The sequence below is a fragment of the Streptomyces sp. NPDC104226 genome (assembly GCF_055584085.1).
Genome location: NZ_JBVJMS010000005.1, coordinates 318,019 through 343,391, shown reverse-complemented (window position 1 = coordinate 343,391; position 25,373 = coordinate 318,019). Strand labels below are relative to the sequence as shown.

General features: G+C 72.3%; 25 protein-coding genes. 18 read left to right on the top strand and 7 right to left on the bottom strand.

Features of this window, described 5'->3' with window-relative positions; all coding sequences use genetic code 11:
* Window positions 1-182: 182 nt before the first annotated feature.
* Window positions 183-1,115, top strand: coding sequence for a helix-turn-helix domain-containing protein (locus ACZ60J_RS18010; RefSeq protein WP_469682916.1), 933 nt, complete (start codon window positions 183-185; stop codon window positions 1,113-1,115).
* A gap of 189 nt (window positions 1,116-1,304) precedes the next feature.
* Window positions 1,305-1,514: a DUF397 domain-containing protein gene (locus ACZ60J_RS18005; protein ID WP_469682915.1), complete on the top strand. Its 210-nt coding sequence runs from the start codon at window positions 1,305-1,307 to the stop codon at window positions 1,512-1,514.
* Window positions 1,515-1,701: 187 nt separating this feature from the next.
* Here ACZ60J_RS18005 and ACZ60J_RS18000 read toward each other — a convergent pair whose 3' ends face one another.
* Window positions 1,702-2,547 carry a hypothetical protein gene (locus tag ACZ60J_RS18000; protein WP_469682914.1) on the bottom strand — a complete coding sequence of 282 codons (846 nt, stop codon included), beginning with the start codon at window positions 2,545-2,547 and terminating at the stop codon, window positions 1,702-1,704.
* A gap of 127 nt (window positions 2,548-2,674) precedes the next feature.
* Here ACZ60J_RS18000 and ACZ60J_RS17995 point away from each other — a divergent pair, with 127 nt between their 5' ends.
* The 4 genes from ACZ60J_RS17995 to ACZ60J_RS17980 all read left to right on the top strand — a co-directional run bounded on the left by ACZ60J_RS17995 (window position 2,675) and on the right by ACZ60J_RS17980 (window position 9,767).
* A complete protein-coding gene (locus ACZ60J_RS17995; RefSeq protein WP_469682913.1) occupies window positions 2,675-3,859 on the top strand; it encodes an aminotransferase-like domain-containing protein in 1,185 nt (394 codons plus the stop codon).
* A 786-nt stretch (window positions 3,860-4,645) separates the two neighbouring features.
* Entirely contained in the window at window positions 4,646-5,434 is a 789-nt protein-coding gene (locus ACZ60J_RS17990; RefSeq protein WP_469682911.1) for an SDR family oxidoreductase, read from the top strand.
* A gap of 40 nt (window positions 5,435-5,474) precedes the next feature.
* The gene (locus ACZ60J_RS17985) at window positions 5,475-8,066 is read left to right on the top strand and encodes a bifunctional FO biosynthesis protein CofGH (protein ID WP_469682910.1); all 2,592 of its coding nucleotides are present in this window, start codon (window positions 5,475-5,477) and stop codon (window positions 8,064-8,066) included.
* A gap of 69 nt (window positions 8,067-8,135) precedes the next feature.
* Window positions 8,136-9,767: a hypothetical protein gene (locus tag ACZ60J_RS17980; protein ID WP_469682908.1), complete on the top strand. Its 1,632-nt coding sequence runs from the start codon at window positions 8,136-8,138 to the stop codon at window positions 9,765-9,767.
* A 62-nt stretch (window positions 9,768-9,829) separates the two neighbouring features.
* Here ACZ60J_RS17980 and ACZ60J_RS17975 read toward each other — a convergent pair whose 3' ends face one another.
* Window positions 9,830-10,918, bottom strand: coding sequence for a tyrosine-protein phosphatase (locus tag ACZ60J_RS17975; RefSeq protein ID WP_469682906.1), 1,089 nt, complete (start codon window positions 10,916-10,918; stop codon window positions 9,830-9,832).
* Between the two features lie 129 nt (window positions 10,919-11,047).
* Between ACZ60J_RS17975 and ACZ60J_RS17970 the strand changes: the two genes are divergently transcribed.
* The 6 genes from ACZ60J_RS17970 to ACZ60J_RS17945 all read left to right on the top strand — a co-directional run bounded on the left by ACZ60J_RS17970 (window position 11,048) and on the right by ACZ60J_RS17945 (window position 17,217).
* Entirely contained in the window at window positions 11,048-13,213 is a 2,166-nt protein-coding gene (locus ACZ60J_RS17970) for an FG-GAP repeat domain-containing protein (RefSeq protein ID WP_469682904.1), read from the top strand.
* A 373-nt stretch (window positions 13,214-13,586) separates the two neighbouring features.
* Window positions 13,587-14,675, top strand: coding sequence for an ADP-ribosylglycohydrolase family protein (locus ACZ60J_RS17965; RefSeq protein ID WP_469683273.1), 1,089 nt, complete (start codon window positions 13,587-13,589; stop codon window positions 14,673-14,675).
* A 93-nt stretch (window positions 14,676-14,768) separates the two neighbouring features.
* A complete protein-coding gene (locus ACZ60J_RS17960; protein WP_469682902.1) occupies window positions 14,769-15,629 on the top strand; it encodes an LLM class F420-dependent oxidoreductase in 861 nt (286 codons plus the stop codon).
* Between the two features lie 43 nt (window positions 15,630-15,672).
* On the top strand, window positions 15,673-15,954 hold the full coding sequence (locus tag ACZ60J_RS17955; RefSeq protein ID WP_469682900.1) for a type II toxin-antitoxin system Phd/YefM family antitoxin: 282 nt from the start codon (window positions 15,673-15,675) through the stop codon (window positions 15,952-15,954).
* A 3-nt stretch (window positions 15,955-15,957) separates the two neighbouring features.
* A complete protein-coding gene (locus ACZ60J_RS17950; protein WP_469682898.1) occupies window positions 15,958-16,251 on the top strand; it encodes a type II toxin-antitoxin system RelE family toxin in 294 nt (97 codons plus the stop codon).
* Window positions 16,252-16,593: 342 nt separating this feature from the next.
* Window positions 16,594-17,217, top strand: a complete 624-nt coding sequence (locus ACZ60J_RS17945; protein ID WP_469682897.1) for a DUF7373 family lipoprotein — start codon at window positions 16,594-16,596, stop codon at window positions 17,215-17,217.
* A 33-nt stretch (window positions 17,218-17,250) separates the two neighbouring features.
* On the opposite strand, the gene ACZ60J_RS17940 is transcribed toward ACZ60J_RS17945, so the two are convergent.
* The gene (locus ACZ60J_RS17940) at window positions 17,251-17,610 is read right to left on the bottom strand and encodes a DoxX family protein (protein ID WP_469682895.1); all 360 of its coding nucleotides are present in this window, start codon (window positions 17,608-17,610) and stop codon (window positions 17,251-17,253) included.
* An 80-nt stretch (window positions 17,611-17,690) separates the two neighbouring features.
* On the opposite strand from ACZ60J_RS17940, the gene ACZ60J_RS17935 reads away from it, so the two are divergent.
* Complete coding sequence (locus tag ACZ60J_RS17935) at window positions 17,691-18,542, top strand: LysR family transcriptional regulator (RefSeq protein WP_469682893.1); 852 nt, start codon at window positions 17,691-17,693, stop codon at window positions 18,540-18,542.
* Between the two features lie 11 nt (window positions 18,543-18,553).
* On the opposite strand, the gene ACZ60J_RS17930 is transcribed toward ACZ60J_RS17935, so the two are convergent.
* Window positions 18,554-19,387 (bottom strand): sporulation protein, encoded by an 834-nt coding sequence (locus tag ACZ60J_RS17930; protein WP_469682891.1) that lies wholly within the window; start codon window positions 19,385-19,387, stop codon window positions 18,554-18,556.
* 98 nt (window positions 19,388-19,485) lie between these two features.
* Between ACZ60J_RS17930 and ACZ60J_RS17925 the strand changes: the two genes are divergently transcribed.
* Complete coding sequence (locus ACZ60J_RS17925) at window positions 19,486-20,301, top strand: sporulation protein (protein ID WP_469682889.1); 816 nt, start codon at window positions 19,486-19,488, stop codon at window positions 20,299-20,301.
* On the opposite strand, the gene ACZ60J_RS17920 is transcribed toward ACZ60J_RS17925, so the two are convergent.
* Window positions 20,291-20,833, bottom strand: coding sequence for a GNAT family N-acetyltransferase (locus ACZ60J_RS17920; RefSeq protein ID WP_469682888.1), 543 nt, complete (start codon window positions 20,831-20,833; stop codon window positions 20,291-20,293). The genes ACZ60J_RS17925 and ACZ60J_RS17920 overlap by 11 nt on opposite strands.
* Window positions 20,834-20,962: 129 nt before the next feature.
* Between ACZ60J_RS17920 and ACZ60J_RS17915 the strand changes: the two genes are divergently transcribed.
* From ACZ60J_RS17915 to ACZ60J_RS17905, 3 genes are all read left to right on the top strand, one after another.
* Window positions 20,963-21,601 (top strand): LysE family translocator, encoded by a 639-nt coding sequence (locus ACZ60J_RS17915; protein WP_469682886.1) that lies wholly within the window; start codon window positions 20,963-20,965, stop codon window positions 21,599-21,601.
* Window positions 21,602-21,666: 65 nt separating this feature from the next.
* Window positions 21,667-22,650 (top strand): sigma-70 family RNA polymerase sigma factor, encoded by a 984-nt coding sequence (locus tag ACZ60J_RS17910; RefSeq protein WP_469682885.1) that lies wholly within the window; start codon window positions 21,667-21,669, stop codon window positions 22,648-22,650.
* A 21-nt stretch (window positions 22,651-22,671) separates the two neighbouring features.
* A complete protein-coding gene (locus ACZ60J_RS17905) occupies window positions 22,672-23,070 on the top strand; it encodes a VOC family protein (RefSeq protein WP_469682884.1) in 399 nt (132 codons plus the stop codon).
* Between the two features lie 48 nt (window positions 23,071-23,118).
* On the opposite strand, the gene ACZ60J_RS17900 is transcribed toward ACZ60J_RS17905, so the two are convergent.
* Window positions 23,119-23,907, bottom strand: coding sequence for a bestrophin-like domain (locus ACZ60J_RS17900; protein ID WP_469682883.1), 789 nt, complete (start codon window positions 23,905-23,907; stop codon window positions 23,119-23,121).
* Window positions 23,908-24,150: 243 nt separating this feature from the next.
* On the opposite strand from ACZ60J_RS17900, the gene ACZ60J_RS17895 reads away from it, so the two are divergent.
* Entirely contained in the window at window positions 24,151-24,936 is a 786-nt protein-coding gene (locus ACZ60J_RS17895) for a hypothetical protein (RefSeq protein WP_469682881.1), read from the top strand.
* A 51-nt stretch (window positions 24,937-24,987) separates the two neighbouring features.
* Here the strand turns inward: ACZ60J_RS17895 and ACZ60J_RS17890 are convergent, their stop codons facing one another.
* Window positions 24,988-25,284, bottom strand: a complete 297-nt coding sequence (locus ACZ60J_RS17890; protein ID WP_469682880.1) for a hypothetical protein — start codon at window positions 25,282-25,284, stop codon at window positions 24,988-24,990.
* Window positions 25,285-25,373: the final 89 nt, after the last annotated feature.

Genomic DNA, 25,373 nt, shown 5'->3' with positions numbered 1-25,373 from the left:
CAGTCGCAAGCGCCTACGCGCGGGGCGACGGGGCCGGTACGCCGGCGCCGTCGGCCCGCGCGTTTGCTTTTCCCGCCCGTTCCCCAGCGGGGTCGCGTGCTTCGGTGGCAGTCTGCTCACCAGCAGACACGCAGAGAGACAGCAAAGAGACAGCAACAGAAGAAGGCGGAGGTGCCGTTCACGTGGCGTCCAATGTCAATCCCACCGTCCGACGCCGCCGGCTGGGCATGGAGTTGCGCAAGCTGCGCGAGGACAAAGGCATGACGGCCGAGCAGGTCGCGGAACGCCTGCTCGTCTCCCAGTCGAAGATCAGCCGGCTGGAGAACGGCCGCCGTTCCATCAGCCAGCGCGACGTCCGCGATCTGTGCGACGTGTACGAGGTCGAGGACCGGCGGCTCGTCGACTCCCTCATGCAGATGGCCAAGGATTCCCGCCAGCAGGGCTGGTGGCACGCCTTCGGCGACATCCCGTACAGCGTCTACATCGGCCTGGAGACGGACGCCGCCAGCCTGCGCACCTACGAACCCCTGGTGATCCCGGGGCTGCTCCAGACCCCGGAGTACGCCCAGTCGCTCGTCCGCGGCGCGTGGCCGGAGACGGCTCCGGTCGACGTGGAGAAGCGCGTCCAGGTCCGGATGCACCGCCAGAAGCGGCTCCACGAGACCGAGAACAGCAACCCCGAGATCGGTCCCCTGCGCCTGTGGGCGGTCATCGACGAGGCCGCCCTGCGGCGGCACGTGGGCGATCCGGAGCTCATGATCCGGCAGCTGGAGTTCCTGATAGAGCAGTCGGAGAAGCCGCACGTCACCGTTCAGGTGATGCCGTTCTCGGTGGGCGCCCACCCGGGCGTCAACGGCCAGTACGCCATTCTGGAATTCCCGGACGCTTCGGACTCGACGGTCGTCTACATCGAGGGCGTGACGAGCGACCTGTACCTGGAGAAGGCCAATGACGTCCAGAAATACAGCGTGATGTACGAACATCTGCGCGCACAGGCCCACAACGTGGACCAGACCCGGCAGTTCATCGCGCAGATCATCGCGGACTTCGAGAACCCGGCGAACTCGGCGGGCTCGGCGAGTTCGGCGAGTTCGGCGGGCTCAGGAGCAAGGTGAAATGAGCCCCGGCGAAAAGGCCGGTACGGTACACCGTCACTCCCCGGGCGCAGAAGACCTGAATGGAATATGCCACTCGGTCGGGTGAACGCCGTCTTCGCGCAACGGGAGCTGCCGGTAGCGTCGATCACGTCAGCCGGAGCAATGGCCGACACGACACCGGAACCACTCGCTGAACCGGAGAGAAACATGGCTATTCGTCAAGGCGCAACGGAAAACTGGACCAAGTCCTCGTACTCCGCAAACGGTGCCTGCGTCGAGGTCAAGTCCCCCGTCGTCGAATCCATCGCGGTCCGCGACTCGAAGGTGCAGGACGGCCCGTCCCTCACCTTCGCGCCCGGCTCCTGGACCTCCTTCGTCGCCGATGTGACCGAGGGCCGGATGGGACGCCTCGGCTGAACATCGAGGCGACCCCTACGGCCAGAAGCACCGGCGCGACCCGCACCACCTGCACGACTGCATCACCAGCACCACCTGCACCACTGACTGGAGCCCTCTCGACCGGCCCGCCGTCGCCTGCCGAGGGGGCTCGGCCACGTCCGGGGCCCCGGACCCGCGGCCGGGGCCCCGGACGCCGGACCCCGGACTACCTCAGCTGATCGACGTACCGGTTCGTCCCCGGCACCGTCGGGATGAACGGCGCCACCAGCTCCACCCGCCCCAGCCCCGACTCCGCGACCTCCGCGTCCAGCCCCTGGAACCGGTCCCAGCAGCTGCGCGGGTCGGCCTCCAGGAACCACAGCAGGGTCAGCCGGGTGTCGACCCCCTCCACCTGCTTCACGTAGGTCATCCGGTCCCCGGGCAGCGGCGTCGGCCGGAAGACGGTCACCATCGCGGCGGGCGATCCGGCCAGCCGCTTGGGCAGGGCGCGCGAGCGCAGCCACTCCAGCAGCTCGGCCCGCTGCTCCGGGCCCTCCGCGTCGACGACCTGGACCACGAGCCCGCCGTACGGATGGTCGAGGGCGTGGAAGTCGCGGGGTCCGGCGGCCCCGTCCCGGTAGACGGTCGCCTCGTGGTCCTGGAAGGCCGTGAAGACGTGCGTCCGGTCCTGGTAGACCCGGCCGTCGCGGTTGAGGCGCTTGTTGATGCCGACGGTCCACTTCATGTGCTCGTCGTAGCGGCCCTCGGTGACCCAGTAGGTGGAGATGTAGCACCCGGCGGTCACGGGCTGGGCCACCGCCGACTTCTCCGGGTAGCGCAGCTCCTGGAGCTCGCGGGTGGCGACCCAGCGCCGGCCGGCGTACATCCAGGGCATGGCCATGGCGCCGGCGTAGTAGTGGTCGTCCTCGTACCAGCGGTTGTACGCGAACTCGTGGCCCGGGTTCGGTTCGACCATGGTGATCAGCGCGTGGCCGGGGTGGACTCCGTAGGGGCCGACCGAGGCGAGCTCGGCGTAGTCGTCGGCCCGGGTGTTCCGCTCGTCTGCTGTCATGGAGACGGTGTAGCTGATGAGACGTCAGATGGGGAGCCCCCGGGGGCCGTTCAGCATCCGATACATAGATGCCGTCTACACCTTCTCGCGGCTACGATGCGCGCACCCGCCTCCCGAAGGAGCTCCCGTGCCCGCCTCCGCCCTCGCTCCCCCGCCGGCCTTCGCCGCCCGGATCCGTACGACCGCACCCTCCGCCGTACGCGAGATCCTGGCCGTCACCGCCCGGCCCGGCATGATCTCCTTCGCCGGCGGCCTGCCCGCACCCGAGCTCTTCGACGCCGAAGGCCTGCGCGCCGCCTACGACTCCGCCTTCGCGCGGTCCGCCCGCCGCGCCCTCCAGTACTCGACCACCGAGGGATCCCCCGAACTGCGCACGGCGGTGGCGGCCCGCCTCCACGGGCAGGGGCTGGCGACCACCGCGGACGACCTGCTGATCACCACCGGATCGCAGCAGGGGCTCGGCCTGATCACCACCGCGCTCATCGAGCCGGGCGACACGGTGCTCGTCGAGAACCCCACCTACCTGGCAGCGCTCCAGGGATTCCGGCTCGCCGGAGCCCGGGTGGTCCCCGTGCCCTGCGACGACGAGGGCATCCTCCCGGACGCCCTCGCGGAACTCGTCGCCCGCGAACGCCCCAAGCTGCTCTACACGATCCCCACCTTCCAGAACCCGACCGGCCGCACCCTGCCCGCCGGCCGCCGCGCCGAGATCGCGGCGGTCGCGGCCCGGCTCGGACTGTGGCTGCTGGAGGACGACCCGTACGGGGACCTCCGCTACGAGGGCTGCGCGCTGCCCCGGCTCGCCTCCCACCCCGGGGCCGAAGACCGCACCGCGCTCCTCGGCAGCTTCTCGAAGGTCATGGCCCCCGGGCTGCGGCTCGGCTGGCTGCGGGCGCCTGCGGCGCTGCTGCGGGGGGCGGCGCTCGCGAAGCAGGCGGCGGATCTGCACACCTCGACGGTGGATCAGCTCGCGGTGGCGGAGTACCTGGGGGCGGTGGATCTCGACGTGCACGTCGCCCGCGTCCGCGAGGCGTACCGGATCCGGCGGGACGCCCTGCTGGCGGGGCTGGGCTCCGCGCTTCCGGCGGGCTCCACCTGGAACCGCCCCGAGGGCGGCATGTTCGTCTGGGCGCGCCTCCCCGAAGGCCACGACGCGACGGCCCTCTTCCACCAGGCCGCCGCCCGGGGGGTCGCCTTCGTCCCCGGGGCCCCCTTCTTCGCCCGGGACCCGGACCCCCGGACCCTGCGGCTGTCCTTCACGACGCACACCCCGGAGGAGATCCAGGCAGGCCTGACCCGCCTGACCCCCTGACCCCCGCTGCGCGTACGGCGCCGCGCTGGGCGGCCCGGGCCCGCCTGCGAGTCCGCCTCCCCGCGGGCGGCCCGGCCCCGGCTGCGAGTGTGCCGCTGCGCGGGGCGAAGTCCCCTACCCGCCCTTCCACCGTTCCCCGGGCGCCGCCCGGACCCGCGCCTCAAACGCCGGCGAGGCTGGGTGGGTACCCCCGGCCGGGGCCGGGAAGAGGCCCCGGGCTGCGCCCGGACCCCTGGGGCTCCGCCCCAGACCCCGGTCCTCAAACGCCGGACGGCTGAAAGGACACACCCCGGCCGGGGGCAGTAATGGCGTGCCGGGGTCAGTAATGGCGTGCCGGGGCAGGCGGTTGCGTACCGGGGTCAGTGATGGTGCCGGGGCGGGCGGTTGCGTGCCGGGGGCAATGGTGGCCTGCCGGGGCGGGGACGGGGGTGGGGTGGGGTGTTGTCCGGGACGTAGAGCGTGATTTGTGGCGCGAGGTAGAGCCCGGCTGCCGAACGCCCGGGTCAGGGCGCCTAAATCATGCAGTCCCGGACAACACCCCACCCCGCCCCCGGCACCGACCCCCACCCGCAGCCCCCTCACCCGGCGAACCGCCCGCAGCCCCCTCACCCGGCGAACCGCCCGCAGTCCCCTCGCCCGGCGGACCACCCGCAGCCCTCAGCCCCAGCCCTCAGCCGCAGCCCTCAGCCCCAGCACCCATCCCCCACCCCCTTCCCTCCCCGCGCCCCGCGCCGTAGCCTGACGCCCCGTCAGATTCAGCCCGGCGTCGCCCAGGAGGCCCGCACCATGTCGCTGCTGCTGCAAGGCAAGACCGTCATCGTCTCCGGCGTAGGGGCCGGCCTCGGTCACCAGGTCGCCGCCACCGTCGTCCGCGACGGCGGCAACGCCGTGCTCGGGGCACGGACCGAGGCCAACCTCGCCAAGTCCGCCGCCGAGATCGACCCCGACGGCACGCACACCGCCTACCTCCCCACCGACATCTCCGACGAGCGCCAGTGCGAGGCCCTCGCCGCCCTCGCCCAGGAGCGCTTCGGCGGGGTCGACGCCGTCGTCCACGTCGCCGCCTGGGACTCGTACTTCGGCGGCCTCGAGGACGCCGACTTCGGCACCTGGCAGCAGATCCTCGACGTCAACCTGCTCGGCACCCTCCGCATGACCCGCGCCTGCCTGCCCGCGCTGAAGCGCACCGGCGGCTCCGTCGTCATCATCGGCACCCAGTCCGCCGTCGCCTCCCCCAACGAGGTGCAGCAGGCCGCCTACGCCGCTTCCAAGGGCGCGCTGACCTCCGCCATGTACTCCATGGCCCGCGAGCTCGGCCCGCACCGCATCCGCGTGAACACCGTGCTCCCGGGCTGGATGTGGGGTCCCCCGGTCCAGGCCTTCGTCACCTTCACCGCGCACACCGAAGGTGTCCCGGAGGCCGAGGTGCACGCCCGTCTCACCGACCGCATGGCGCTGCCCGACCTGGCCACCGACGGGGACGTCGCCGACGCCGCCGCCTTCCTCGCCTCGGACCGCGCACGGGCGATAACAGGCCAGTCCCTGCTGGTCAACGCCGGGGAACTGATGCGATGAGCCCCTCCGTGCCCGCGCGAGCGGATCGTATGCTCGGCCCATGACCACTCCGAGTGACGCTCCGACCGAGAACTCGATGCGCCGCGCGCTCCGTCGCGCCCGCGACGGCGTCGCGCTCGACGCGACCGAGGCGGCCGTGCTCCTGCAGGCGCGCGGCGAGGCCCTGAAGGACCTCGCCGCCTCCGCCGCCCGGGTCCGGGACTCCGGCCTCGAAGCCGCGGGCCGGCCCGGCGTCATCACTTACTCGCGCAAGGTGTTCATCCCGCTCACCCGACTGTGCCGGGACAAGTGCCACTACTGCACCTTCGTCACGGTGCCGGGCAAGCTCCGCCGCGAGGGGCACGGCATGTACCTGTCCCCCGACGAGGTCCTCGACATTGCCCGCAAGGGCGCGGCCATGGGCTGCAAGGAGGCCCTGTTCACGCTGGGCGACCGGCCCGAGGACCGCTGGCCCGAGGCCCGCGAGTGGCTCGACGCGCACGGCTACGACGACACGCTCGCCTACGTGCGCGCCATGGCCGTCCGCGTCCTGGAGGAGACCGGCCTCCTCCCCCACCTCAACCCCGGCGTGCTGTCCTGGTCCGACCTCCAGCGCCTCAAGCCGGTGGCCCCCTCGATGGGCATGATGCTGGAGACCACCGCCACCCGGCTGTGGTCCGAGCCCGGCGGCCCGCACCACGGCTCCCCCGACAAGGACCCGGCCGTCCGGCTGCGCGTCCTGGAGGACGCGGGCCGCTCCAACGTGCCCTTCACCACCGGGGTGCTGATCGGCATCGGCGAGTCCTGCGAGGAGCGCGCGGACGCCTTCTTCGAGCTGCGCCGGATCCAGCGCAGCTACCACGGCATCCAGGAAGTCATCGTCCAGAACTTCCGGGCCAAGCCCGACACGGCGATGCGCGGCATGCCCGACGCGGAGCTGGAGGAGCTCGCGGCGGCCATCGCCGTGGCCCGCCACATCCTCGGCCCGAGCGCCCGCATCCAGGCCCCGCCGAACCTGGTGGACTCCGAGTACGCGCTACTCATCGGCGCCGGCATCGACGACTGGGGCGGGGTCTCCCCGCTGACCCCCGACCACGTGAACCCCGAGCGCCCCTGGCCGCACATCGAGGAGCTCGCCCGCCGCACCGCCGACGCGGGCTTCGAGCTCCGCGAACGCCTCACGATCTACCCGGAGTTCCTGCAGCGCGGCGAGCCGTGGCTGGACCCGCGCCTGCTCCCCCACGTCCGCGCGCTCGCCGACCCGCGGACCGGGCTCGCGGACGAGTCCGCGGCCGTCGAGGGCCGGCCCTGGCAGGAGCCGGACGAGGGGTTCGCCGCCTACGGCCGGACCGACCTGCACACCACCATCGACACGCAGGGCCGTACCGCCGACCGCCGCGAGGACTTCGACGAGGTCTACGGCGACTGGGAGGCCCTGCGCGAGGCGGCGGCCCCCGGGATGGTCCCCGAGCGCATCGACACCGACGTACGGGGGGCGCTCGCGCAGGCCGCCGACGACCCGACGAGGCTCACCGACGGGCAGGCGCTCGCCCTGCTGCACGCGGACGGCCCGGCGCTGGACGCCCTCTGCCGGATCGCGGACGACCTGCGCAAGTCGGTCGTGGGCGACGAGGTCACCTACATCGTCACGCGCAACATCAACTTCACCAACGTCTGTTACACCGGCTGCCGCTTCTGCGCCTTCGCGCAGCGCCGTACGGACGCGGACGCGTACACCCTCTCGCTCGACCAGGTCGCCGACCGGGCCGCGCAGGCGTGGGACGTGGGCGCGGTCGAGGTGTGCATGCAGGGCGGCATCCACCCGGACCTGCCCGGGACGGCCTACTTCGACATCGCGCGGGCGGTGAAGGAACGCGTCCCCGGCATGCACGTGCACGCCTTCTCCCCGATGGAGGTCGTCAACGGCGCGACGCGCACGGGCCTGTCGGTACGGGACTGGCTGACGGCGGCCAAGGAGGCCGGTCTCGACTCCATCCCCGGTACGGCGGCCGAGATCCTCGACGACGAGGTCCGCTGGGTCCTGACCAAGGGCAAACTGCCGGCGGCCGACTGGATCGACGTGGTGTCCACCGCCCACGAGCTGGGCATCCGCTCCTCCTCCACGATGATGTACGGCCACGTGGACCAGCCCCGCCACTGGCTGGGCCACTTCCGCACCCTGGCCCGCATGCAGCAGGAGGCGCGGGCGAAGGGGGTGGAGGGCTTCACCGAGTTCGTGACGCTGCCCTTCATCCACACCAACGCCCCCGTCTACCTGGCGGGCATCGCCCGTCCCGGCCCGACGGTGCGCGACAACCGCGCGGTGACGGCGATGGCCCGCATCCTGCTCCACCCGCACATCACCAACATCCAGACCAGCTGGGTGAAGCTGGGCTCGGACGGGGCGGCCGAGATGCTCCGCTCGGGCGCCAACGACCTGGGCGGAACCCTGATGGAGGAGACCATCTCCCGGATGGCCGGGTCGAGCTACGGCTCGTACAAGTCCGTCCAGGACCTGATCGCCGTCGCCGAGGCGGCCGGCCGTCCCGCGAAGGCCCGTACGACGCTCTACGGGGAGGTCCCGGAGGAACGCCAGGCCGCGGCCCGCGCCTCGGACGGGCACCTGCCGGAGCTGCTGCCGGTCCTGGACTAAGTCCCGTACAACCCTCGGAGGCGTTCGGCGGTCTCACCGGCGACAGCCGAACGCTTTTCCGGGGGATTCATGAACAAGCGCACCAACGCCGTGCTCTGCACGGCGACCGTCCTGGGGCTGGGCGCCGCGCTGGCCGTGCCGACCACGGCCGCGCAGGCCGCCGAGTCCCCGGTCAGGCAGTTCAGCGCACACGTGCTGCACGAGCAGGTCGTCCTGGACTTCGGCACCGCGGCGCTGCCCAAGGACCTCAAGGTGCACCTGCGCAAGAAGGGCACGACCGCCCGGGTCGCCACCGTCACGAGCTTCACCCCCGCCCCCCAGGGGGTCCGGACCGCCCCGCTGAAGCTCGCCGCGCTCGGCGAGTACGCCGTCGACGTGGAGTACGACGATCCCCAGGGCGCACCCGTCACCCACTGGGACAAGACGAGCCTGAACTACCAGGTGCGGCCCTCCTTCACGAACCTGAAGTCCTCGAAGGCGGTGTCCCTCGCGGACCCGCGGACGGTGGTCTCGGGTGACGTCAAGCTCTACGACCCGCGCAACGGCGCGCTGAAGCCCTACCCGGGCACGTTCACGGCCCGGACCGGCACCGTCACCACACCGGTGACCCCCGACGCCCAGGGACACTTCACCTCGAAGATCACGGTCGACGGCGCCGAGTCCGGTGCGAAGGCGGCCGACGCCGGATCCACGTACGTCCACCTCGCGGGCGAGGCGAACGGCGTCAAGGAGCAGGAGTCCCTGCCGGTGGCGGTGGCGACGCCGGGCGCCGCCGCGCGCATCACCCTGGACTCCCCGACGCTGACCGGCCCCTTCGGAACCAGCGGCAAGGTCGGCGGCACCGTCACCTGGAAGGCCCCCGACGGCACGTGGAAGCCGGCTCCCGCCGGCCTGAGGATCGCCGTCAACACCGCCCCCGAGGCGCCGAAGTACCTGACGACGGACGGTGCGGGCCGGTTCGAGGGGTCCTTCGCCCTGCCCTTCACCGATGACGCCCCGTGGCAGGTCCGCACGGCCTCGCCCTGGGTGGCCGAGACCTCCCGGAACGTGGCGGTGGACACCACGGGCGGCACCGCCTTCCACGACTTCACGGCCGTGCTGGGTTCGCACAAGGTCGTGACGGTGCGGGCCAAGCTCGACCTCGTCCAGATCCCGGCGGGCACCCCGTACTCGTCGAAGGTGGACATCCAGTACTCGGCGGACGGCAGGACCGGCTGGACCACGATCGGCGGGACGTTGGTCCACACCGATCCCGGCCACAGCCGTACGGAGTACGTCAGCGGGGACGCCCCCCACTCCGGCCCGGGCTTCGTGCGACTGCAGTACGCCGGCGCCCCGAACTTCCGGGGTTCGGTGTCACCCGCCGTCCGGCTGAACGAGCGGAAGGCGACGGCCATCTCGGAGTTCAACGCCGCGCCCGAGCCGGTCAGGAAGGGGCAGCCGATCACGGTCACGGGCAGGCTGACCGAGACCGACGCCGCCCGCACGCCGCTGGTCGGCGCGACCGTCCACTACTACTTCAGGCCCGCGGGAAGCACGACGTGGCAGGGCATGGGATCCACCAGGACCCTGGCGGACGGCAGCTTCTCCAGGAAGTTCCCCGCCAACATGACCGGCACGTGGAACGCCCGCTTCCTGTACGTCACCTCGCCCCACTTCTTCTCGCTGAGCCGCTACGACGAGGTCGTCGTGAACCCGTGACGCAGGAACCGACTCAGGACGGGCGCGCCCCCGTCCGCCCACGCCCGTCCGCGAAGGCCTGCCTAGTCGACCAGGAGGTCCTTCTTCAGCTGCTTCAGCTCACGGCCGTCGATGCCGAGGCCGCTCTGGAGGTAGTTCTCGAAGCTGCCGAACTTCGCCCGGACCTCTTCGTACCCGGCGTTGAGGTACTCCGGGCGCACGTCGAGCATCGGCTTGTAGACGGCGGCCTGGGCGGCCGGCAGGTGGGAGAGGATCGCGTCGTTGGCGGCCTTGCGGTAGTCGTTGCTGGCCAGGTAGTCGGCCATCACCGTCTCGCTGGGCACGCCGAGGGCGGTCAGCAGGGAGGCGTTCGCCCAGCCCGTACGGTCCTTGCCCGCGGTGCAGTGGAACAGGACTCCGCGGTCGCGGTCGCGCTCGACGCCTTCGAAGACCTGGGTGTAGGCCTTCTTGCCGCCCTCCCCGCTGACCATCGCCTTTTCGGCGTCGACCATGGCCTTGACGGCCTCGTCGGGGGTCTTGGGCATGGCCTGGAAGGAGCCCGAGCCCGCGAAGACGTCGGCGACGACGTGGCGCGCGCCGGCCGGGACGCGGTCGGCGTCCGTGGTGCGCTCGCTCTCCATGCGGAGGTCGAAGACCGTCTTGACGCGCAGGCGCTGGAGCTTGGCGAGGTCGTTGTCCGTGAGCTTGTTCAGGGCGTCGGAGCGGTAGATCTCGCCCATCTTGACCCACTGGCCGCCGGTGGTGCGGTAGCCGCCCGCGTCACGGAAGTTGACGGTGCCTTCGAGCTTGATCAGCCGGTCGGCCAGGCGCAGCCCCTGACCACGGTCGGGGTCGAAGTCGAACCACTGGCGGTCGGCGGCGGGCAGCCCGCTGACCACGGCCTCGCCCCGGGCGCCGCCCTTGGCGACGACCTTGCCGTTCGCCTTGATCTCCACGCGCTTGGTGCCCTTGGCGTTCCACTTCAGCGTGTACGCCCCGTCGGCACCGGCGGTGACGGTGGCCTCGGTGAAGGGGATGGCGGAGTGGCCGTGGTGCCGGCCGCCCCAGGGGAGGTCCCACCCGGAGGAGGACGCCGAGGCGGCGGGGGCCGCGACGAGGGCGAGGGTGAACGTGGAGGCGACGACGGTCGCGGCGAGCAGTGCCTTCTTCATGCCCCGAGGCTCCGGGCCCGCGGCCAACGCCGCGTGAACACGGAATGGCTGGACGCGGCCATCGGAAAGACAACTGGCAAAACGTGCCGCTGAGGCACCAATCGGCTTACTAGACAGAGGTAATCAACCATGCGCAGAAACAGGAACCTCGTGACCGCGGCACTCGTGCCGACGCTGGCCCTGGGGGGCATCGGCCTCGGAACCGCCGCCACGACCGTCCTCGCGACGGCCGGGGTGGCCGCGGCGGCCGAGGTGGCTCCGTCGGCCGAGACGGCCGCGGCGTCGTCCTGGAGCACGCCCACTCCGATGCCGGGCCTGCCCGACGGCATGCACATCAAGGATGTGGTGACGATGTGGGACGGGAGGTCGGTGGCCGTCTGGTACTACCAGGCCCCCAACCGGACGGACGCCGCACTCATGACGGCGATCCGGCCCGCCAACAGCACCGTCTGGGGCAAGCCGATCCAGCTGGACCTGGTCCGGGCCTCGCTGGACAGCGTGAAGCTGACGGCGGACCCGGACGGATCGACCTCCCTGGCGTGGATCAGCGGCCTGTCGGAGTCCGCGGCCGAGATCAAGACGGCGCGGCTCCCGGAGGGCTTGAGTCAGTGGACCGACCACTCCAGCTTGCCCTTCAAGGCGGGCACCACGGTCAAGGACTTCAGCTACGCCTACGACCCGGACTCGGGCACGCGGACGGCCGTGTGGCGCGCGACGGGATCGGACGACAAGCTCTACGCCTCGCAGAGTTCACCCGGCCAGGGCTGGTCCACCCCCGCCTCCCTCGGCTCCACCAAGGTCGCGCCGCAGGTGGCGGTGGGACCGGACGGGACCTTCACCGTCGCCGCCCAGAACGCCTCCGGCGTCTTCACGCTGACCAAGGCGGCCGGTGCCACCCAGTGGAGCGGCCCCGTGGCCGTGTCCGGCAAGGCGAAGGTGAGCACGCCGCCCCTGCTGAGCGTCGGCCCCGACGGCACGGCGGCCGTCTCCTGGAGCTACGCGACGGGCAGGAACGAGGAGACCGGGGACGAGGGGAACAACCGCATCCTCACCTCCGTGCGCAAGGCCGGCTCCAGCACCTGGGGCGCCCCGGAGGAACTCACGGGGTGGGGCGCCTCGGCCGTCCTGCAGGCGTCGCTGATCGGGCCGAAGGGGGAGATCACCCTCCTCTGGACGAACCACTCCTCCGAGGGGTCGTGGCTGCGCACCGCCAGCCGGACGACCGCCGGGAGCTGGAGCGCCATCAAGGAACTCGACCTGGACGTGCGCCACACCCAGGTGGATGCCTCCATCGGCGCCGACGGCACGGTCGTGGTCGGCTGGGCGAGCAAAAGCCGCAACGTGACGCACTTCGTCACCTCCACCCGCCGCGGCGGCGTCTGGGCAACGACGCCCACGCGGCTCAGCACCGTCCCGACGGAGGTGAAGGGCGCCGTCGCCGTGGGCGGGTCCGACGGCCGGGCGACGGCGGTCTGGCCGCAGGGCAACCAGCTGTGGGCGTCCGGCACCGGGATCTCCGCCGTGGCACCCAAGTTCCGGGACCACGCGGGCTGGAGCGGCAACCCCGACCTGTTCGCCCAGAACGCCAAGGGCGACCTGTGGGTCTACCACGGCACGAACCAGACGGTGTCGGACCGGACCTACGCGGGCAGCTGGCCGACCACCTCGTTCGTGCTCCCCTTCGGCGACCTGAACCGGGACGGCTGCAACGACACCCTGGTGCGTACGGCCGCGGGCGAGCTGATCCGCTACACCCCGGCCTGCGGGACGACCGTCACCCCGCAGTCCCCCGCCACCAAGATCGGCAGCAGCGGCTGGGGGCAGTTCGACGAGCTGACGTACTCCGGCGACTTCAACCGGGACGGCCTCCCGGACCTGGTCGCCCGTCAGGCCTCGACCGGTGACCTGTACCTGTACAAGGGCACGGCCGCGGGCACCCTGGCCAACGCCGGCAAGATCGCCACCGGCCGGAAGTCGATGCTCATCGTCGGTGCGGGTGACCTCAACGGCGACGGCAACGCCGACCTCCTCACCCGTACGACCACCGGCTCCCTGTACCGCTACGACGGCACGGGCAAGGGCACCCTCGGCGCGCCCGTGAAGATCGCCTCCGGCTGGGGCGGCCTGGTGAACGTCGTCGGCATCGGCGACCTGACCGGGGACGGCAAGAACGACCTCGTCGCCCGCAACGCCGCCGGCGAGCTCTTCCGCTACGCGGGTACGGGCCAGGGCACGTTCGGCGCCGCGGCGAAGATATCCAACGAGAACTGGAAGGCCTTCGCGACCATCCGTTAGGACGGGAGGCGTTCCCGGGGTTCCAGGATTTCCCTGGTCCCGGGAACCCCTGCGGGGAACGGCGGAATCCAGCCGTTCCCCGTCTCCATACCGCCCCCGTGACCGACTGGTTCCGGACTCGATCGGTACTGTCCACTACAGTGCCCGCCAGAGCACGCGCGGGCAGTCCGGGGGGATCGACATGGACACGGCGACGGAAACGTCCGGGGAGCAGCAGGGCCGGCTCGGGGCGGCCCAGCCCCTCCAGCCGACGCCACCACCCCCCGCCCCCGACCCGGCCGGCGGAGCCACCCCCGGAGCCACCAGCCTCGGCCCCGCCACCGGCCCCGCCGCCGGCGCCACCCTCGGCGGCCGGGCCGCCGTCACCACCGGCCTGTGGGGCCGCACCGAGCAGCAGGACTTCCGCAGCCGGGTCAGGGGGACCCTCCTCGGCTCCGCCATCGGCGACGCCCTCGGCGCACCCGTCGCCGCCCTCTCCCTCCCCGAGCTCCTCGACGCCCACGGCCCGGCGGGCCTGACCGATCCGGCCCCCCGCGCCACGGTCACCGCGGCCACGCAGCTCGGGCTCTTCACCGTGGACGGCCTGATACGGGCCCACGTACGCCGGGACACCGGCGCCTGGCACCCGCCGACCGACGTGCACCGCGCGTACCTCCGCTGGGCCCTCACCCAGAGCGACTGGGGCCCGGACGAGCGCCGCGAGGACAACGGCTGGCTCGCGCAGGAGGAATGGCTCTACGCCCGCCGCTCCCCCGACCGCTCCTGCCTGACCGGTTTCGCCGACGGAGTCCTCGGTACGCTCGCACAGCCGAAGAACCCGACCGCCCTGGACCCGGCCGCCGCCACCCGTTCCGCCCCCTTCGGGCTGCTGGTCGGCTGGGAGTCGGCCCTCGTCCTCCAACTCGCCGTCGAATGCGCCGCGCAGAGCCACGGACACCCCACCGCGTACCTGTCGGCGGGCGCCCACTCCGTCATCGTCCACGGCCTGACCCGTGGCGAGTCCCTCGACTCCGCCGTCCAGCGCGCACTGGGCCTGCTCGGCGTCCGCCCCGGCCACCAGCCCGTCACGGACGCCCTGCAGCGCGCGCTCGGCGCCGTCACCACGGGCGTCCCGTCGCCGCAGACGGTCGAGGCCCTGTCCCCCGGCCCCGGCCGCCAGGCCGAGGAGGTCCTCGCCATCGCCGTGTACTGCGCCCTCGTCGCCGAGAACGTGGCCCACGGCCTGCGCCTCGCCGTGAACCACGGCGGCGACTCCGCGGCCACCGGCGCCCTGTGCGGCTCCCTGCTCGGCGCCCAGCACGGTGAGACGGCCCTTCCGGCGGCCTGGCTCGCCGATCTCGAAGGCCGCGCCACGGTCCTGGAACTCGCCGACGACTTCGCCCTGGAGATGACCCAGGGCCCCGCCCTCCACGGCCCGGCCGCAACGTCCACCAGCTGGCTGGCCCGCTACCCCCGGGGGTGACCACCGCCACCCCCGTGGCCGACGCACGCCCCTGCCCTCCGCAGGCGCGAAGCCGTACTTTGGCCCTCCCCAGCCACGGAGGTGTCAGCGCACATGCGGATCGCCACGACCGTCTTCCTGACCGACCGCACCATCGCTCCCGTCCCGCTCGCCCGCGCACTGGAGGAACGCGGCTTCTCCGGCCTCTACCTCCCCGAGCACACCCACATCCCGGTCAGCCGCGTCACCCCCGCCCCCATGGGCGGCGAGCTCCCCGACCGCTACGGCCGCACCCTGGACCCCTTCGTCGCCCTGGGGCAGGCCTCCGCCGTGACCGAGCGGCTCCACCTCGGCACCGGCATCACCCTCGTCGCCCAGCACGACCCGATCGGCCTCGCGAAGCAGGTCGCCACGCTGGACCACCTGTCCGGCGGCCGCGTCACCCTCGGCATCGGCTACGGCTGGAACGTGGAGGAAGCCTCCGACCACGGGGTCGAGTGGCGCAATCGCCGCGAACTGGTCCGCGACCGCATGGCCCTGATGCGGGCCCTGTGGTCCCCGCAGCCCACGGCGTACGTCGGCCGGTTCTCCTCCGTCCAGGCCAGCTCGGCGTACCCCAAGCCGGTCCAGCCCCCGCGCGAACTCGCCCCGGGCGTCCCCCTGTACGGCCCCCGCACCCTGATCGGCGGCCAGGCCGGCCCGAAGCTCTTCGCCGCCATCGCCGACCACAGCGACGGCTGGATGCCGATCGGCGGCGGCGGCCTGACGGAGTCCCTCCCCGTGCTGCGCCAGGTCTGGGAGGCCGCGGGCCGGGACCCCAAGTCCCTCCAGGTGGTCCCGTACGCCGTCCAGCCGACCCCCGGCAAGATGTCCCACTACGCCGACCTGGGCTTCGAGGAGGTCGTCCTCCAGCTCCCCTCGGAGGACGAGTCCGCGATCCTGCGCGTCCTGGACGAGTTCGCCCCGTACCTCTGAGAGCCACACGGGCGCATTGCGGCACATTCGGTACATTCGCTGCATGAGTGAGCCTGTGATCGAGTCCATGATCGAAGTGGGCAGCCATCTGGCGGGCGCCGTGGACCGCGCGTACCGCGACGGCGTCCCCACGGTCATCACCCGCGACGGCACACAGGTGGCCGTCGTGGTCGGCATCGAGGAGTACCGGCAGCTGCGCCGGCTCGTGGACGAGGCCGAGGACGCGTGGCTGAACAGGCTGGCCGACGAAGCCGAGCGCGCGGGGACCGCCGGGTCCGTCACGCTCGACGACATGGCCGCCGCCCTCCGCCACGAGGACTGCTGACCGATGGGACCGATCGCCTACACCACCCGCCTCACCCCGCACGCCCAGCGTGACCTGCTCGGTGTCCCCCGCCCCGACGCCCTGCGCATCCTGCAGCGGCTGACCGAGTTCCAGAAGGCCCTCACGGCGGGGGACACGAGGGCCTTCGACACCAGGGCCCTGCGCGGCCACCCCGCACGCCGGCGGCTCCGCCTCCACGTCGGCGACCACCAGGCCGTCTACACGATCGAGGACAGCCGGCTCCTCATCTGGGTACTCGCCTCCGAGCACCAGCGCCCGCTCCCCGGCGGCCGCTGACGCGGTCGCCCGCACCGCCGGCTCCGCCCAGACCGTCTTCCCGACCAGCCGGTCCCTGACCCCCAGTCGGCGGCGACGGCCTCGACGATGCGCAGGCCGTAGCCCGCCTCGGCCCCGTACGCGTGCGGGGCGACGGCCGGACGGCGGTCCCGGCGGGCGTCCGACACCTCGATCCGCAGCGCCCCGGACCTGGGCGGCGTTCGTGGCCGGGTTCACCGGCCCTGAGCTGCGGGTACTCCGTAGGACTCCCTCCGCACGATCCCGCCACCCGGCGCAGGCTGATTAGTCAACGGGTGATTAAGTAGGGATCTTCAACGTGCGAAAAACGAGGGGCAGTTCAGAGTGAAGTCCGTTGTGCGGGGGACCGTGTGTGCCGTGGTGCTGGTGGCGGCGCTGGCCGGCTGTGGGGGTGACGGGGACGCCGCGAATTCGGCCGTGGGCGTTGCCCCGATAGGAAGCGGCGACGGCAAGGGAAAGAAGACCGGCACCCTGTCGGTGGACCAGGTGCGGGCGGCGCTGCCGACCAACGAGGCGCTGGGCGCCGTCTGGGTCGGCGACGACCTGGCCGCGTTCGACGGAGAACAGGCACGCCGGCACTGCGCCGAGGAAACCGGCACCGCGTGCGACGGCTTCGTGGCCGCGGGCCACAAGGAGGCTGCCGTGAGGGGCAACTCGGATGACGACGAGGTCGAGTTCACCCTCCTCTCGTTCGATTCGAAGCAGGCCGCGAGTGCCGCGATGAAGGGCATCGCGGCCAAGACGGCGAGCCGTGAGCCCGCGCCCGAGCCGACCCAGTTCACCACCGGCGCGGACGAGACCCAGTCCTTCACCACCGGCAAGTCCAGCACCCGTACCGTCATGCGCGTCGGCAATGTCGTGGCGTACGTCCAGGCGAGCATCTACGACGCCGAGAACAGGAACGGCATGGCGAAGCTCCAGGTCGAGCTGATCAAGAAGGCCGGCTGACGGTCCTGACGGCCGGACGCGGGCCCCGCACCCTCACAGCCCGGTGGCCGGCCAGAGGGTCACGGCCGCTACGGCGAGGAGCCCGACGTTGAGGGCGATCCGGCGGTCTTCGCCCGTCAGGTGGACGGCTATCGCCCCCGCCTGGAGGAGGACGAAGCCGCCGGCCGCCGCCGCTGCCAGCGGGAGCGCGATGCCCGTCAGCGGCGGCAGGACCAGGCCGGCCGCGCCGAGCACTTCGACCGCCCCCAGGGCCCTCAGGGCGGGCAGGGGCATGCGGTCGACCCAGGACATCATGGGCCGGAGCTGGTCGGGGCTTCGGATCACCTTGAGGGTGCCCGCGTAGAGGTAGAAGAGGGCGAGCGGACCCGCGAGGATCCAGTAGGCGATGTTCATGCCACCAGTGCACTGCCGGGGGCGCGGCCGCGTCCAAGACCCATCGGGCGGCACCGATACCCGGTGGGTATCGTTGCAGCGTGGAGCTACGGACCCTGCGCTACTTCGTGGCCGTCGCCGAGGAACTCCACTTCGGCCGGGCGGCCACCCGGCTGCACATGAGCCAGCCGCCGCTGAGCCGTGCGATCAAGCGGCTGGAGGCCGAGGTCGGGGCCCTGCTGTTCGCCCGCTCGGCCGCCGGCGTCACCCTCACCCCGGTGGGCGCGGTACTGCTCGACGAGGCACGGGCCCTGCTCGACCACGCCGACCGCGTCCGTACGCGCGTGCGCGCGGCAGCCGGCGGCGCGACCCTCACCGTCGGCATCCTGGGCGACGGCACCGACCCGGGAGTTGCGAGGCTGGCCGCCGCCTACCACCGGACCCACCCCGGCATCGACATCCGCATCCGCGAGACCGACCTGACCGACCCGACGTGCGGGCTGCGCACCGGACTGGTCGACGTCGCCCTGACCCGGGCTCCCTTCGACGAGACCGCCCTGACGGTCCGTACGCTCCGGACCGATCCGGTGGGCGTGGTCCTGCGCGCCGACGATCCGCTGGCCGGCTGCGACCGGCTGCGACTGGCCGATCTGAGCGACCGCCGCTGGTTCCGGTTCCCCCGGGGCACCGACCCCGCCTGGGCCTCGTACTGGAACGGCGGCACGCCGCGCGAGGGCCCCGTGGTGCGCGCCGTCCAGGAATGCCTGCACGCCGTGCTGTGGAACGGCACGGTCGGCCTGGCCCCCCTCGGACACGACCTGCCCGCGGAGTTGGCCGTGGTGCCGCTGACCGACATGGCGCCGAGCCGCGTGGTGGTGGCGTGCAACGAGGGCGACGCCAACCCGCTGATCCGCTCCTTCATCGAGATGGCGGCAGCCGCCTACCGCCACTGAGCCGGACCGGCCTACCTCCGGGCGCGGGCCTTCTTCGGTCGGCGGCGGTAGAACTCCGCGAGGTCTTCCAGGGCCCGGGCCGCTCGGGCGGTGAGGTCGGCGTAGGGGACCTCGTGGTGGGCGGCCGGGAACCAGACCGTGCCGGGCTTGCCGTCCCAGGTGAAGACGGACGGCGCGGGTGCGCGAAGGTGGCAGACGGTGCCCACCGGGTTCGTGTCGAAGGCGAGTTCGAGCTCCGGGAAGTCCGTCCGGCTGCCGCTGGGGTCGGTGAGGAAGACGGGCTGGAACTCCTCCGCGATCTGCTCCGAGTCCTTGATCTGGTCCTTGACCAGGTGGGAGTACCGCTCCAGGTAGCCGAGTTCGCCGAAGGCGTCGAGCACACCGTGAACGGCGGGCAGCGGGTCCACGTGCAGGAAGTCGGTGTCGGTGAGCACGGTCTTCGCGACGTCGCCCAGGACGATCCTGGTCCGCAGCGAGAGGTCGATGCCGAGGGCCCGGCCGGCGAAGTCGGTGAACGGGACGCTCCAGGGCAGCCGTCCGGTGACCGGCACCTGGCGCTCGGTGCCGGCCGGCACGTCGAAGCGGGACACCCCTGCGTGGAAGTACGACAGGTGGTCGGTGATGACCTCGCCGTCGGACCGGTACATCGTGGCGACCGGCTGGAGGACGATGTTCGTGATCCGCAGGTCCGCTCCGCCGGCGCGGATCACCAGCCGGCCGCTGACCTCCGCGCCGGGCCGCAGGGCGAGGGTGCTGATCCGGGTGTCGATCTCGGGCGGCTCGACGTGCTCCGCGTGCCCGTCGCCCTCGTCCTGAACCGCCCCGAACAGTTTGCGGAACGCCACCGCCGGCCTCCTCCCCACACCACCTGGCACGAGCCTAGCCGGAGGTGGGACGGGCGCCCGGGGATAGGCTGTGGCCGACTGTCTCGGGGGAGGAACAGATGGGTCTGCGCAGGCTCTTCGGCTTCGGGCGCGAGGGCGGCGGTGGCGGGATTGCCGGTGCCGGCGAACCGCCCGAGATCGACGCCGTCATCACCACGGTGGCCGCGCAGCCCGGTCAGTGGCTGAGGGGCGAGGTGGCGTTCCGCGGCGGCGGTACGGGGCTGAAGGTCGACCGGTTCGACGTACGGGTCATGGCGAAGTCCATGACCTGGGAGGGCATCTCCCGCGAGGACGAGGTGGCCCGGCTCACGCCCGTCGCCTACGAGACCTCCGCCGAGGTCTCCCCCGGCGCGGAGCACCGGATCGGCTTCCGCGGACGGCTGCCCTGGGAGTGCCCGATCACCGAACTGGGCGGCCGGTCCACGGGCGTCGACCTCTCGGTGGTGACCACGGTCGAATCCGGCGGGGCCGACGTGGTGCGGGACGTCGACTTCCTGCACGTGGCGGCGCCGCCGCTGCACGAGGCCGTGATGGACGCCTTCTTCGCCGAGGGGTACCACCGCGTGGAGGCGGAGCTGACCGCCGACTCCGTCCCGTACGTCGCGCAGCGCCGCGCCTACCTCCAGACGTACTACCTGGAGGACTCCGGGCGGAAGGCCGACGAGCTCGCCCAGATCGAGGCCACCCTCCTCAACAGCCAGGTCGGTGCGCTGGTCTTCGTCCGCCGCGGGGACCGGGACAGGTTCGGCTGGAACGAGAAGCCGCCCGCGCTGTCGTTCCCCGTCGCCCATCACGAGCTGGGCGAAGCCGACCTCGGCAGCCGTATCCGGGAGGCCTTGGCCGACCTGCCCGGCCTGGACCGCCTCAGGCGGTGACGGCAGGCTTCCAGTCGCGGGCCAGGAGGCCGTACAGGACCTCGTCCAGGAACTCGCCCATCACCCAGGCCGAGGAGCGCAGCACGCCCTCGCGGACGAAGCCGTTGCGCTCGGAGGCGCGGATCATCGGGATGTTGTCCGCCAGCGTCTCGATCTGCAGCCGGTGCAGGCCGCGGACGACGAAGCCGTAGTGGCACAGGACCGCGACCACGTCGGTGGCGTAGCCCTTGCCGCGCGCGGACGGCAGCAGCCCGAGGCCGACGTGCGCGGTGCGGTTGTGGTTGTCGATGCCCCACAGCGTCGCGGTGCCGACCAGGGCTCCCGTCTCCAGGTCCACCACGGAGAACGGCACGTGGCCCGGCTCCTTGTCGTCCACCTGGAACGACAGGGCCTGCGAGCCGGCCATGAGCGGCCGCCACGGGTTCGCGGTGGCCCGCGAAGCGGTGACCACGTCGTCGTGCAGACCTGCGTGGAGGAGGGGGATGTCGTCCTCGTGCCGGGCCCTGAGCCCCACCGTGTTGCCTTTGAGCATGCGAGCTTCCTATCCGAGCGTCCGGTCGGCGGCAACCCGTTTGTTTCCGGAGCGACCCCGTCCGCCCGGCCGTCCGTCCCGCCGAAATTCCCTTCCCCTCCCCCCCACCCGTCCGGAACGATGACGTCCATGGTGTCCACTGACCGGCTGCTGGCGTTCGCCGCCATGTCCTTGCTCCTGATCCTCATCCCCGGGCCGAGCGTGCTCTTCGTCATCGGCCGGGCGCTGTCCCAGGGGTGGCGGGCCGCGCTGATCACGGTGGCCGGGAACACCCTCGGGGCGTACGTGCTCGTCGTCGCCGTGGCCTTCGGGGTGGGGTCCGTCGTGGAGCGGTCCGTGCTCGTGTTCACGACGCTCAAGCTCGCGGGGGCCGCGTACCTCGTCTACCTGGGGATCAAGGCCTTCCGGCAGCGGCATGCGCTGCGTGCGGAGTTCGGGGCGACCGCAGCCTCGTACGGGAACTGGCGGTCGCTGTGGGAAGGGTTCGCCGTCGGGGTGGCCAATCCGAAGACGATCGTGTTCTTCGCGGCCGTCCTCCCGCAGTTCGTGGACCGCGACCAAGGGCACGTGACGGCCCAAATGCTCACGCTCGGCCTGGTCTTCAACCTCATCGCCGTGGTCTGCGACAGCGCCTGGGGCATGGTCGCCGCCACCGCCCGGAGCTGGTTCTCGCGCTCGCCGCAGCGCCTCTCCGCCGTCGGCGGGGCCGGCGGGCTGGCGATGATCGGCCTGGGTGTGACCGTAGCCGTGACCGGGCGCAAGGACTGATGTTCTACTGAGCCGACGGCCGGTCGGGGAACTCAGTACGGGGGTATGTGGCCATGGGTGTGGGCGTGGACGGAGACGCGGACGTGAGCGCGGACGTGGAAACGGGCAGCCACGGGCACGCCGATGCGCACGCCGACCCCGACGCGCAGCGCCTCCTCGCCCTCCGCTTCGAGGAGCACCGTTCCCATCTCCGGGCCGTCGCCTACCGGATGCTCGGTTCCCTCGGGGAGGCCGAGGACGCGGTCCAGGAGGCCTGGCTGCGGTTGAGCCGCACTGACGTCGGTGACGTGGAGAACCTGGGGGGCTGGCTGACGACGGTCGTGGCCCGGCTCTGTTTGAACGGGCTGCGGGCCCGCACGACCCGCCGGGAGGACTCCCTCGACGTCCGGCTGGACGGGGCCGGCGGCGCTCCGCGGATGCCCGATCCCGTTCTCGCCCGGGAGGGCGGCGTGGTCGACCCCGAGCAGGAGGTGCTGCTCGCCGATTCCGTCGGGCTGGCGCTGCTCGTGGTGCTCGAATCCCTCGCTCCGGCGGAGCGGCTGGCGTTCGTGCTGCACGACATGTTCTCCGTGCCCTTCGACGAGATCGCCCTGATGATCGACAAGACGCCGGCGGCCACCCGGCAGCTCGCCAGCCGGGCGCGGCGCCGCGTCCAGGGGCAGGCTCCCGCGCCGGATCCGGACCTGGCCCGGCAGCGCGAGGCGGTCAGCGCGTTCTTCGCGGCCACCCGCGACGGGGACTTCGACGCCCTGCTCTCCCTGCTCCACCCGGACGTCGTCCTGCGTTCCGACGGCGGCACGGCGCGGGCCGGCCAGTCGGTGGTGCTGACCGGCGCCCGGATCGTGGGGTCGCAGGCGGCCCTCTACAGCGCCCTCGCGCCGTTCGTCCGCCCCGTGCTCGTCAACGGTGCGGCCGGTGTGCTGTGCGTGGTCGAGGACCGGCTGATGTCGGTGATGGCCTTCACGGTCAGCGAGGGCCGGATCACCGCCATCGACGTGCTGACCGATCCCGACCGGCTGGACCTCGTCGACCTCGGCCCCCTCCTCTGACGGGCCCGTACCCTCGCCTCCATGATCGACTCACGCGCACACGTCCGGATCGCCCGCCCCTCGCTCGACCTGGCCGCCGCCGAGCGGTTCTACGTGGGAGGGCTCGGGCTCGACGTCCAGTGGCGCACCACCGAGCGGGTCTCCGGGCACCACGACCTGCTGATGGTGGGGCCCCTCGGGGGCGGCTGGCACTTCGAGCTGACCCGGGACCCGGAGAACCCGGTGGCCCCCACCCCCACGCCCGAGGACCTCTTCGTCATCTATCTCGGCGAGGCCCCCGACGAGGCGCTCGTGGCCCGGCTCGTGGAGCACGGGGGGACCCGTACGCCCGCCCACAACCCGTACTGGGACACCTACGGGGTCACCGTCACCGACCCCGACGGCTACCAGCTCGTCCTGTCCTCGCGCACCTGGGGCTGAGCGGCGGCGGCGGACGGCGGGCGGCGGGGCCGCACGGGTCCCCCGCCCCTACTGCCAGAACTGCGCCAGCGCCGCTTCCTTGTACGGGGCCGGGCTGATGCTCAGTTCCCCGGCGAAGGGCCGGTCCAGGGCCATCACCAGCAGCAGGCTGAAGCCGATGAGCCCCGCCACCGCCGAGACGAACAGCAGCTGCATCTTCAGGCTCCGCAGCCCGAAGAGGAAGGTGAGCGGGAGGATCACGAAAGCTCCCCCGTACACGAGAACTTGGAGCAGCGGCGGCAGCGAGGTCTCGGCCATGGTCACGCGTGCCCGGCGCTGCGCGGCCACGTCGTTGAGGAGCCCGGCGGCCTCCCCGTAGAAGGTCTCGTTCCGGGCGCCTGCGGGCTCGTAGGCCTGGAGGGCGGTGTACAGGCCGTGCGTCTGCTCGGCGGTGGCCTCGTAGCTGGGCCGGCCCTCGCGCATGAGGGGCCACTGGACCTCGACCACGGCGTGGACGTACTCCCCCACCGCCCGTTCCAGGCGCGCGCGTTCGGCCTGCGGGAAGACCTCGGCGCTGCGGACGACCAGGGCCAGGTCGGTGGCCTCGGTCGCGACGATGGTCTGGGTGTTCTCCAGTTGCGTCCACAGGGTGACGACGACGAAGGCGAGGATGATGCCGTAGATCGCGCCGAACATCCCGAGGGCCACCCCCACCATCTCGTTGTGGTCGCCGTCCGCGAGGTGCGGGAAGCGGCGGCGGGCGGCCAGGCTGCCGCCGATGGCGAGGGCGACGAAGCCGCCGACGAGCAGGACGCCGAGGACGAATGTGCTGAGGTGATTGAGCAACCAGAGGATCATGTCCTGCCCAACGAGCCCCCCGCCTCCTGGGCGTCGAGCAGCTCGTCCCCGTAGGCGGCCCACCGGGACTCCGCCGAAACCGCGGCCGGGCGGCAGATCCCGCCGGTACTGGTGCCCCGTAGGCCCGGAACGGCCCGATCCGTAAGGCGAAGTACCCGCAGGGATAGGGGAAGTGACGACTCGTCAGTACGCTGGCGCTGGACCGTGAAAACCGTCTGCCGCTGCCGGCGTCCCGGAGGGCCCATGTGGTTCGCGAGCGCACTGATCCTCCTCGGCGCCATGTCCGTGATCTGCAGCGGTACCGCCACGCTGCTCGCACTGGGCGACATCCGGCAACGGCGGCTGATCGAGCGGGTACGGGTCGTACCGTGCGCGGCATGGAGGCCCGGCCCGCGCCGTCTCGCCGCCGTCGGCGTCAGCGCCCCGGGCCCGTACGGCATGGTCGTGGCGCCCCTGTCCGAAGAACCCTGCGTGTGGTTCCACGTCGAACTGCGCCGCTCTCCGGGCCGCCGACGGCCCCACCAGTCGGAGGGCCAGGCCAACCCGGACCACGACGTGCTGTGGGACTGCACGGCACCGGGCATGCCCGTCCTGCGCGACGCGAGCGGCGGACTGAGCCTGGACCCGTCCCTGCTGTACGAAGCGATGTCCCCGGAGGACGCGCCGCCCCATCACACCATGACGGTCGCCGTCACCTCACCGCCGGCCTTCGTCCCGCCGGACCTGTGTTCCGGCACCAGGCCGTACGAACGCCTGCACCTCGTGGAGATCAGGCTGAGCGCCCAGGAGCCGGCCTTCCTCATCGCCCGCCCGGTCGGCGACCGCCACGGCGTCCGGGCCACCCGGGTGAGCCGGGGCGATGCGCTGCTCTCCGACGTCACCGTCTTCACCGGCTCGACGCGGGACCAGGTGATCGGGAACCGCGGCGCCGAACTCGCCGAATCGCGTTCCCTCATGAAGGCGCTCGGCATCATCGGCGTCGCCTGCCTCGCTTCAGGCTCACTGCTCGCCCGGCTCCTGCAGCCCTAGGCGATGTCGGGCGGGGGCGGCCGACGCGGCCGCCCCGCACCGGGCCGATCCTCAGCCGCGCACCTTCGGCGGCTTCGGCAGGCCGGACGACAGGGCCGTCCCGGCTCCGCCGAGGGAGGCGTCGGTGGCCTTCGACGCGGAACCGGCGGCCGAGGCCGTGATCTCCACGGCCGTCTTCGCGTCCTTGACGGCACCCCCGGGGTGGTCGACGATCTCGCCGACGCGCTGGGTGATCGGGGGCCCCTGGATGGCGGGCTCGTCGGCGGCGTGCGCGACGGCGGGAGTGAGGGCGAGGGCCGCCCCTCCGGACAGGACGAGAGCGGCAAGGCTGCGCTTGATGACGTTCATGCCCGACCCAACGACTCGCCCGACCCCGAGTCACCGCCCGGCCGCACCTGCCCCCACGAGTCGAAGAGCAGCCGTCTGCGCCTCCCGTT

Excerpts from the sequence above, each read along its gene's own strand:
- ACZ60J_RS18005 (WP_469682915.1), top strand. The coding sequence starts at position 1,305 with ATGGCTATTCGTCAAGGCGCAACGGAAAACTGGACCAAGTCCTCGTAC.
- ACZ60J_RS18000 (WP_469682914.1), bottom strand. The coding sequence starts at position 2,547 with ATGACAGCAGACGAGCGGAACACCCGGGCCGACGACTACGCCGAGCTC.
- ACZ60J_RS17990 (WP_469682911.1), top strand. The coding sequence starts at position 4,646 with ATGTCGCTGCTGCTGCAAGGCAAGACCGTCATCGTCTCCGGCGTAGGG.
- ACZ60J_RS17985 (WP_469682910.1), top strand. The coding sequence starts at position 5,475 with ATGACCACTCCGAGTGACGCTCCGACCGAGAACTCGATGCGCCGCGCG.
- ACZ60J_RS17980 (WP_469682908.1), top strand. The coding sequence starts at position 8,136 with ATGAACAAGCGCACCAACGCCGTGCTCTGCACGGCGACCGTCCTGGGG.
- ACZ60J_RS17975 (WP_469682906.1), bottom strand. The coding sequence starts at position 10,918 with ATGAAGAAGGCACTGCTCGCCGCGACCGTCGTCGCCTCCACGTTCACC.
- ACZ60J_RS17970 (WP_469682904.1), top strand. The coding sequence starts at position 11,048 with ATGCGCAGAAACAGGAACCTCGTGACCGCGGCACTCGTGCCGACGCTG.
- ACZ60J_RS17960 (WP_469682902.1), top strand. The coding sequence starts at position 14,769 with ATGCGGATCGCCACGACCGTCTTCCTGACCGACCGCACCATCGCTCCC.
- ACZ60J_RS17955 (WP_469682900.1), top strand. The coding sequence starts at position 15,673 with ATGAGTGAGCCTGTGATCGAGTCCATGATCGAAGTGGGCAGCCATCTG.
- ACZ60J_RS17950 (WP_469682898.1), top strand. The coding sequence starts at position 15,958 with ATGGGACCGATCGCCTACACCACCCGCCTCACCCCGCACGCCCAGCGT.
- ACZ60J_RS17940 (WP_469682895.1), bottom strand. The coding sequence starts at position 17,610 with ATGAACATCGCCTACTGGATCCTCGCGGGTCCGCTCGCCCTCTTCTAC.
- ACZ60J_RS17925 (WP_469682889.1), top strand. The coding sequence starts at position 19,486 with ATGGGTCTGCGCAGGCTCTTCGGCTTCGGGCGCGAGGGCGGCGGTGGC.
- ACZ60J_RS17920 (WP_469682888.1), bottom strand. The coding sequence starts at position 20,833 with ATGCTCAAAGGCAACACGGTGGGGCTCAGGGCCCGGCACGAGGACGAC.
- ACZ60J_RS17915 (WP_469682886.1), top strand. The coding sequence starts at position 20,963 with ATGGTGTCCACTGACCGGCTGCTGGCGTTCGCCGCCATGTCCTTGCTC.
- ACZ60J_RS17905 (WP_469682884.1), top strand. The coding sequence starts at position 22,672 with ATGATCGACTCACGCGCACACGTCCGGATCGCCCGCCCCTCGCTCGAC.
- ACZ60J_RS17900 (WP_469682883.1), bottom strand. The coding sequence starts at position 23,907 with ATGATCCTCTGGTTGCTCAATCACCTCAGCACATTCGTCCTCGGCGTC.
- ACZ60J_RS17895 (WP_469682881.1), top strand. The coding sequence starts at position 24,151 with ATGTGGTTCGCGAGCGCACTGATCCTCCTCGGCGCCATGTCCGTGATC.
- ACZ60J_RS17890 (WP_469682880.1), bottom strand. The coding sequence starts at position 25,284 with ATGAACGTCATCAAGCGCAGCCTTGCCGCTCTCGTCCTGTCCGGAGGG.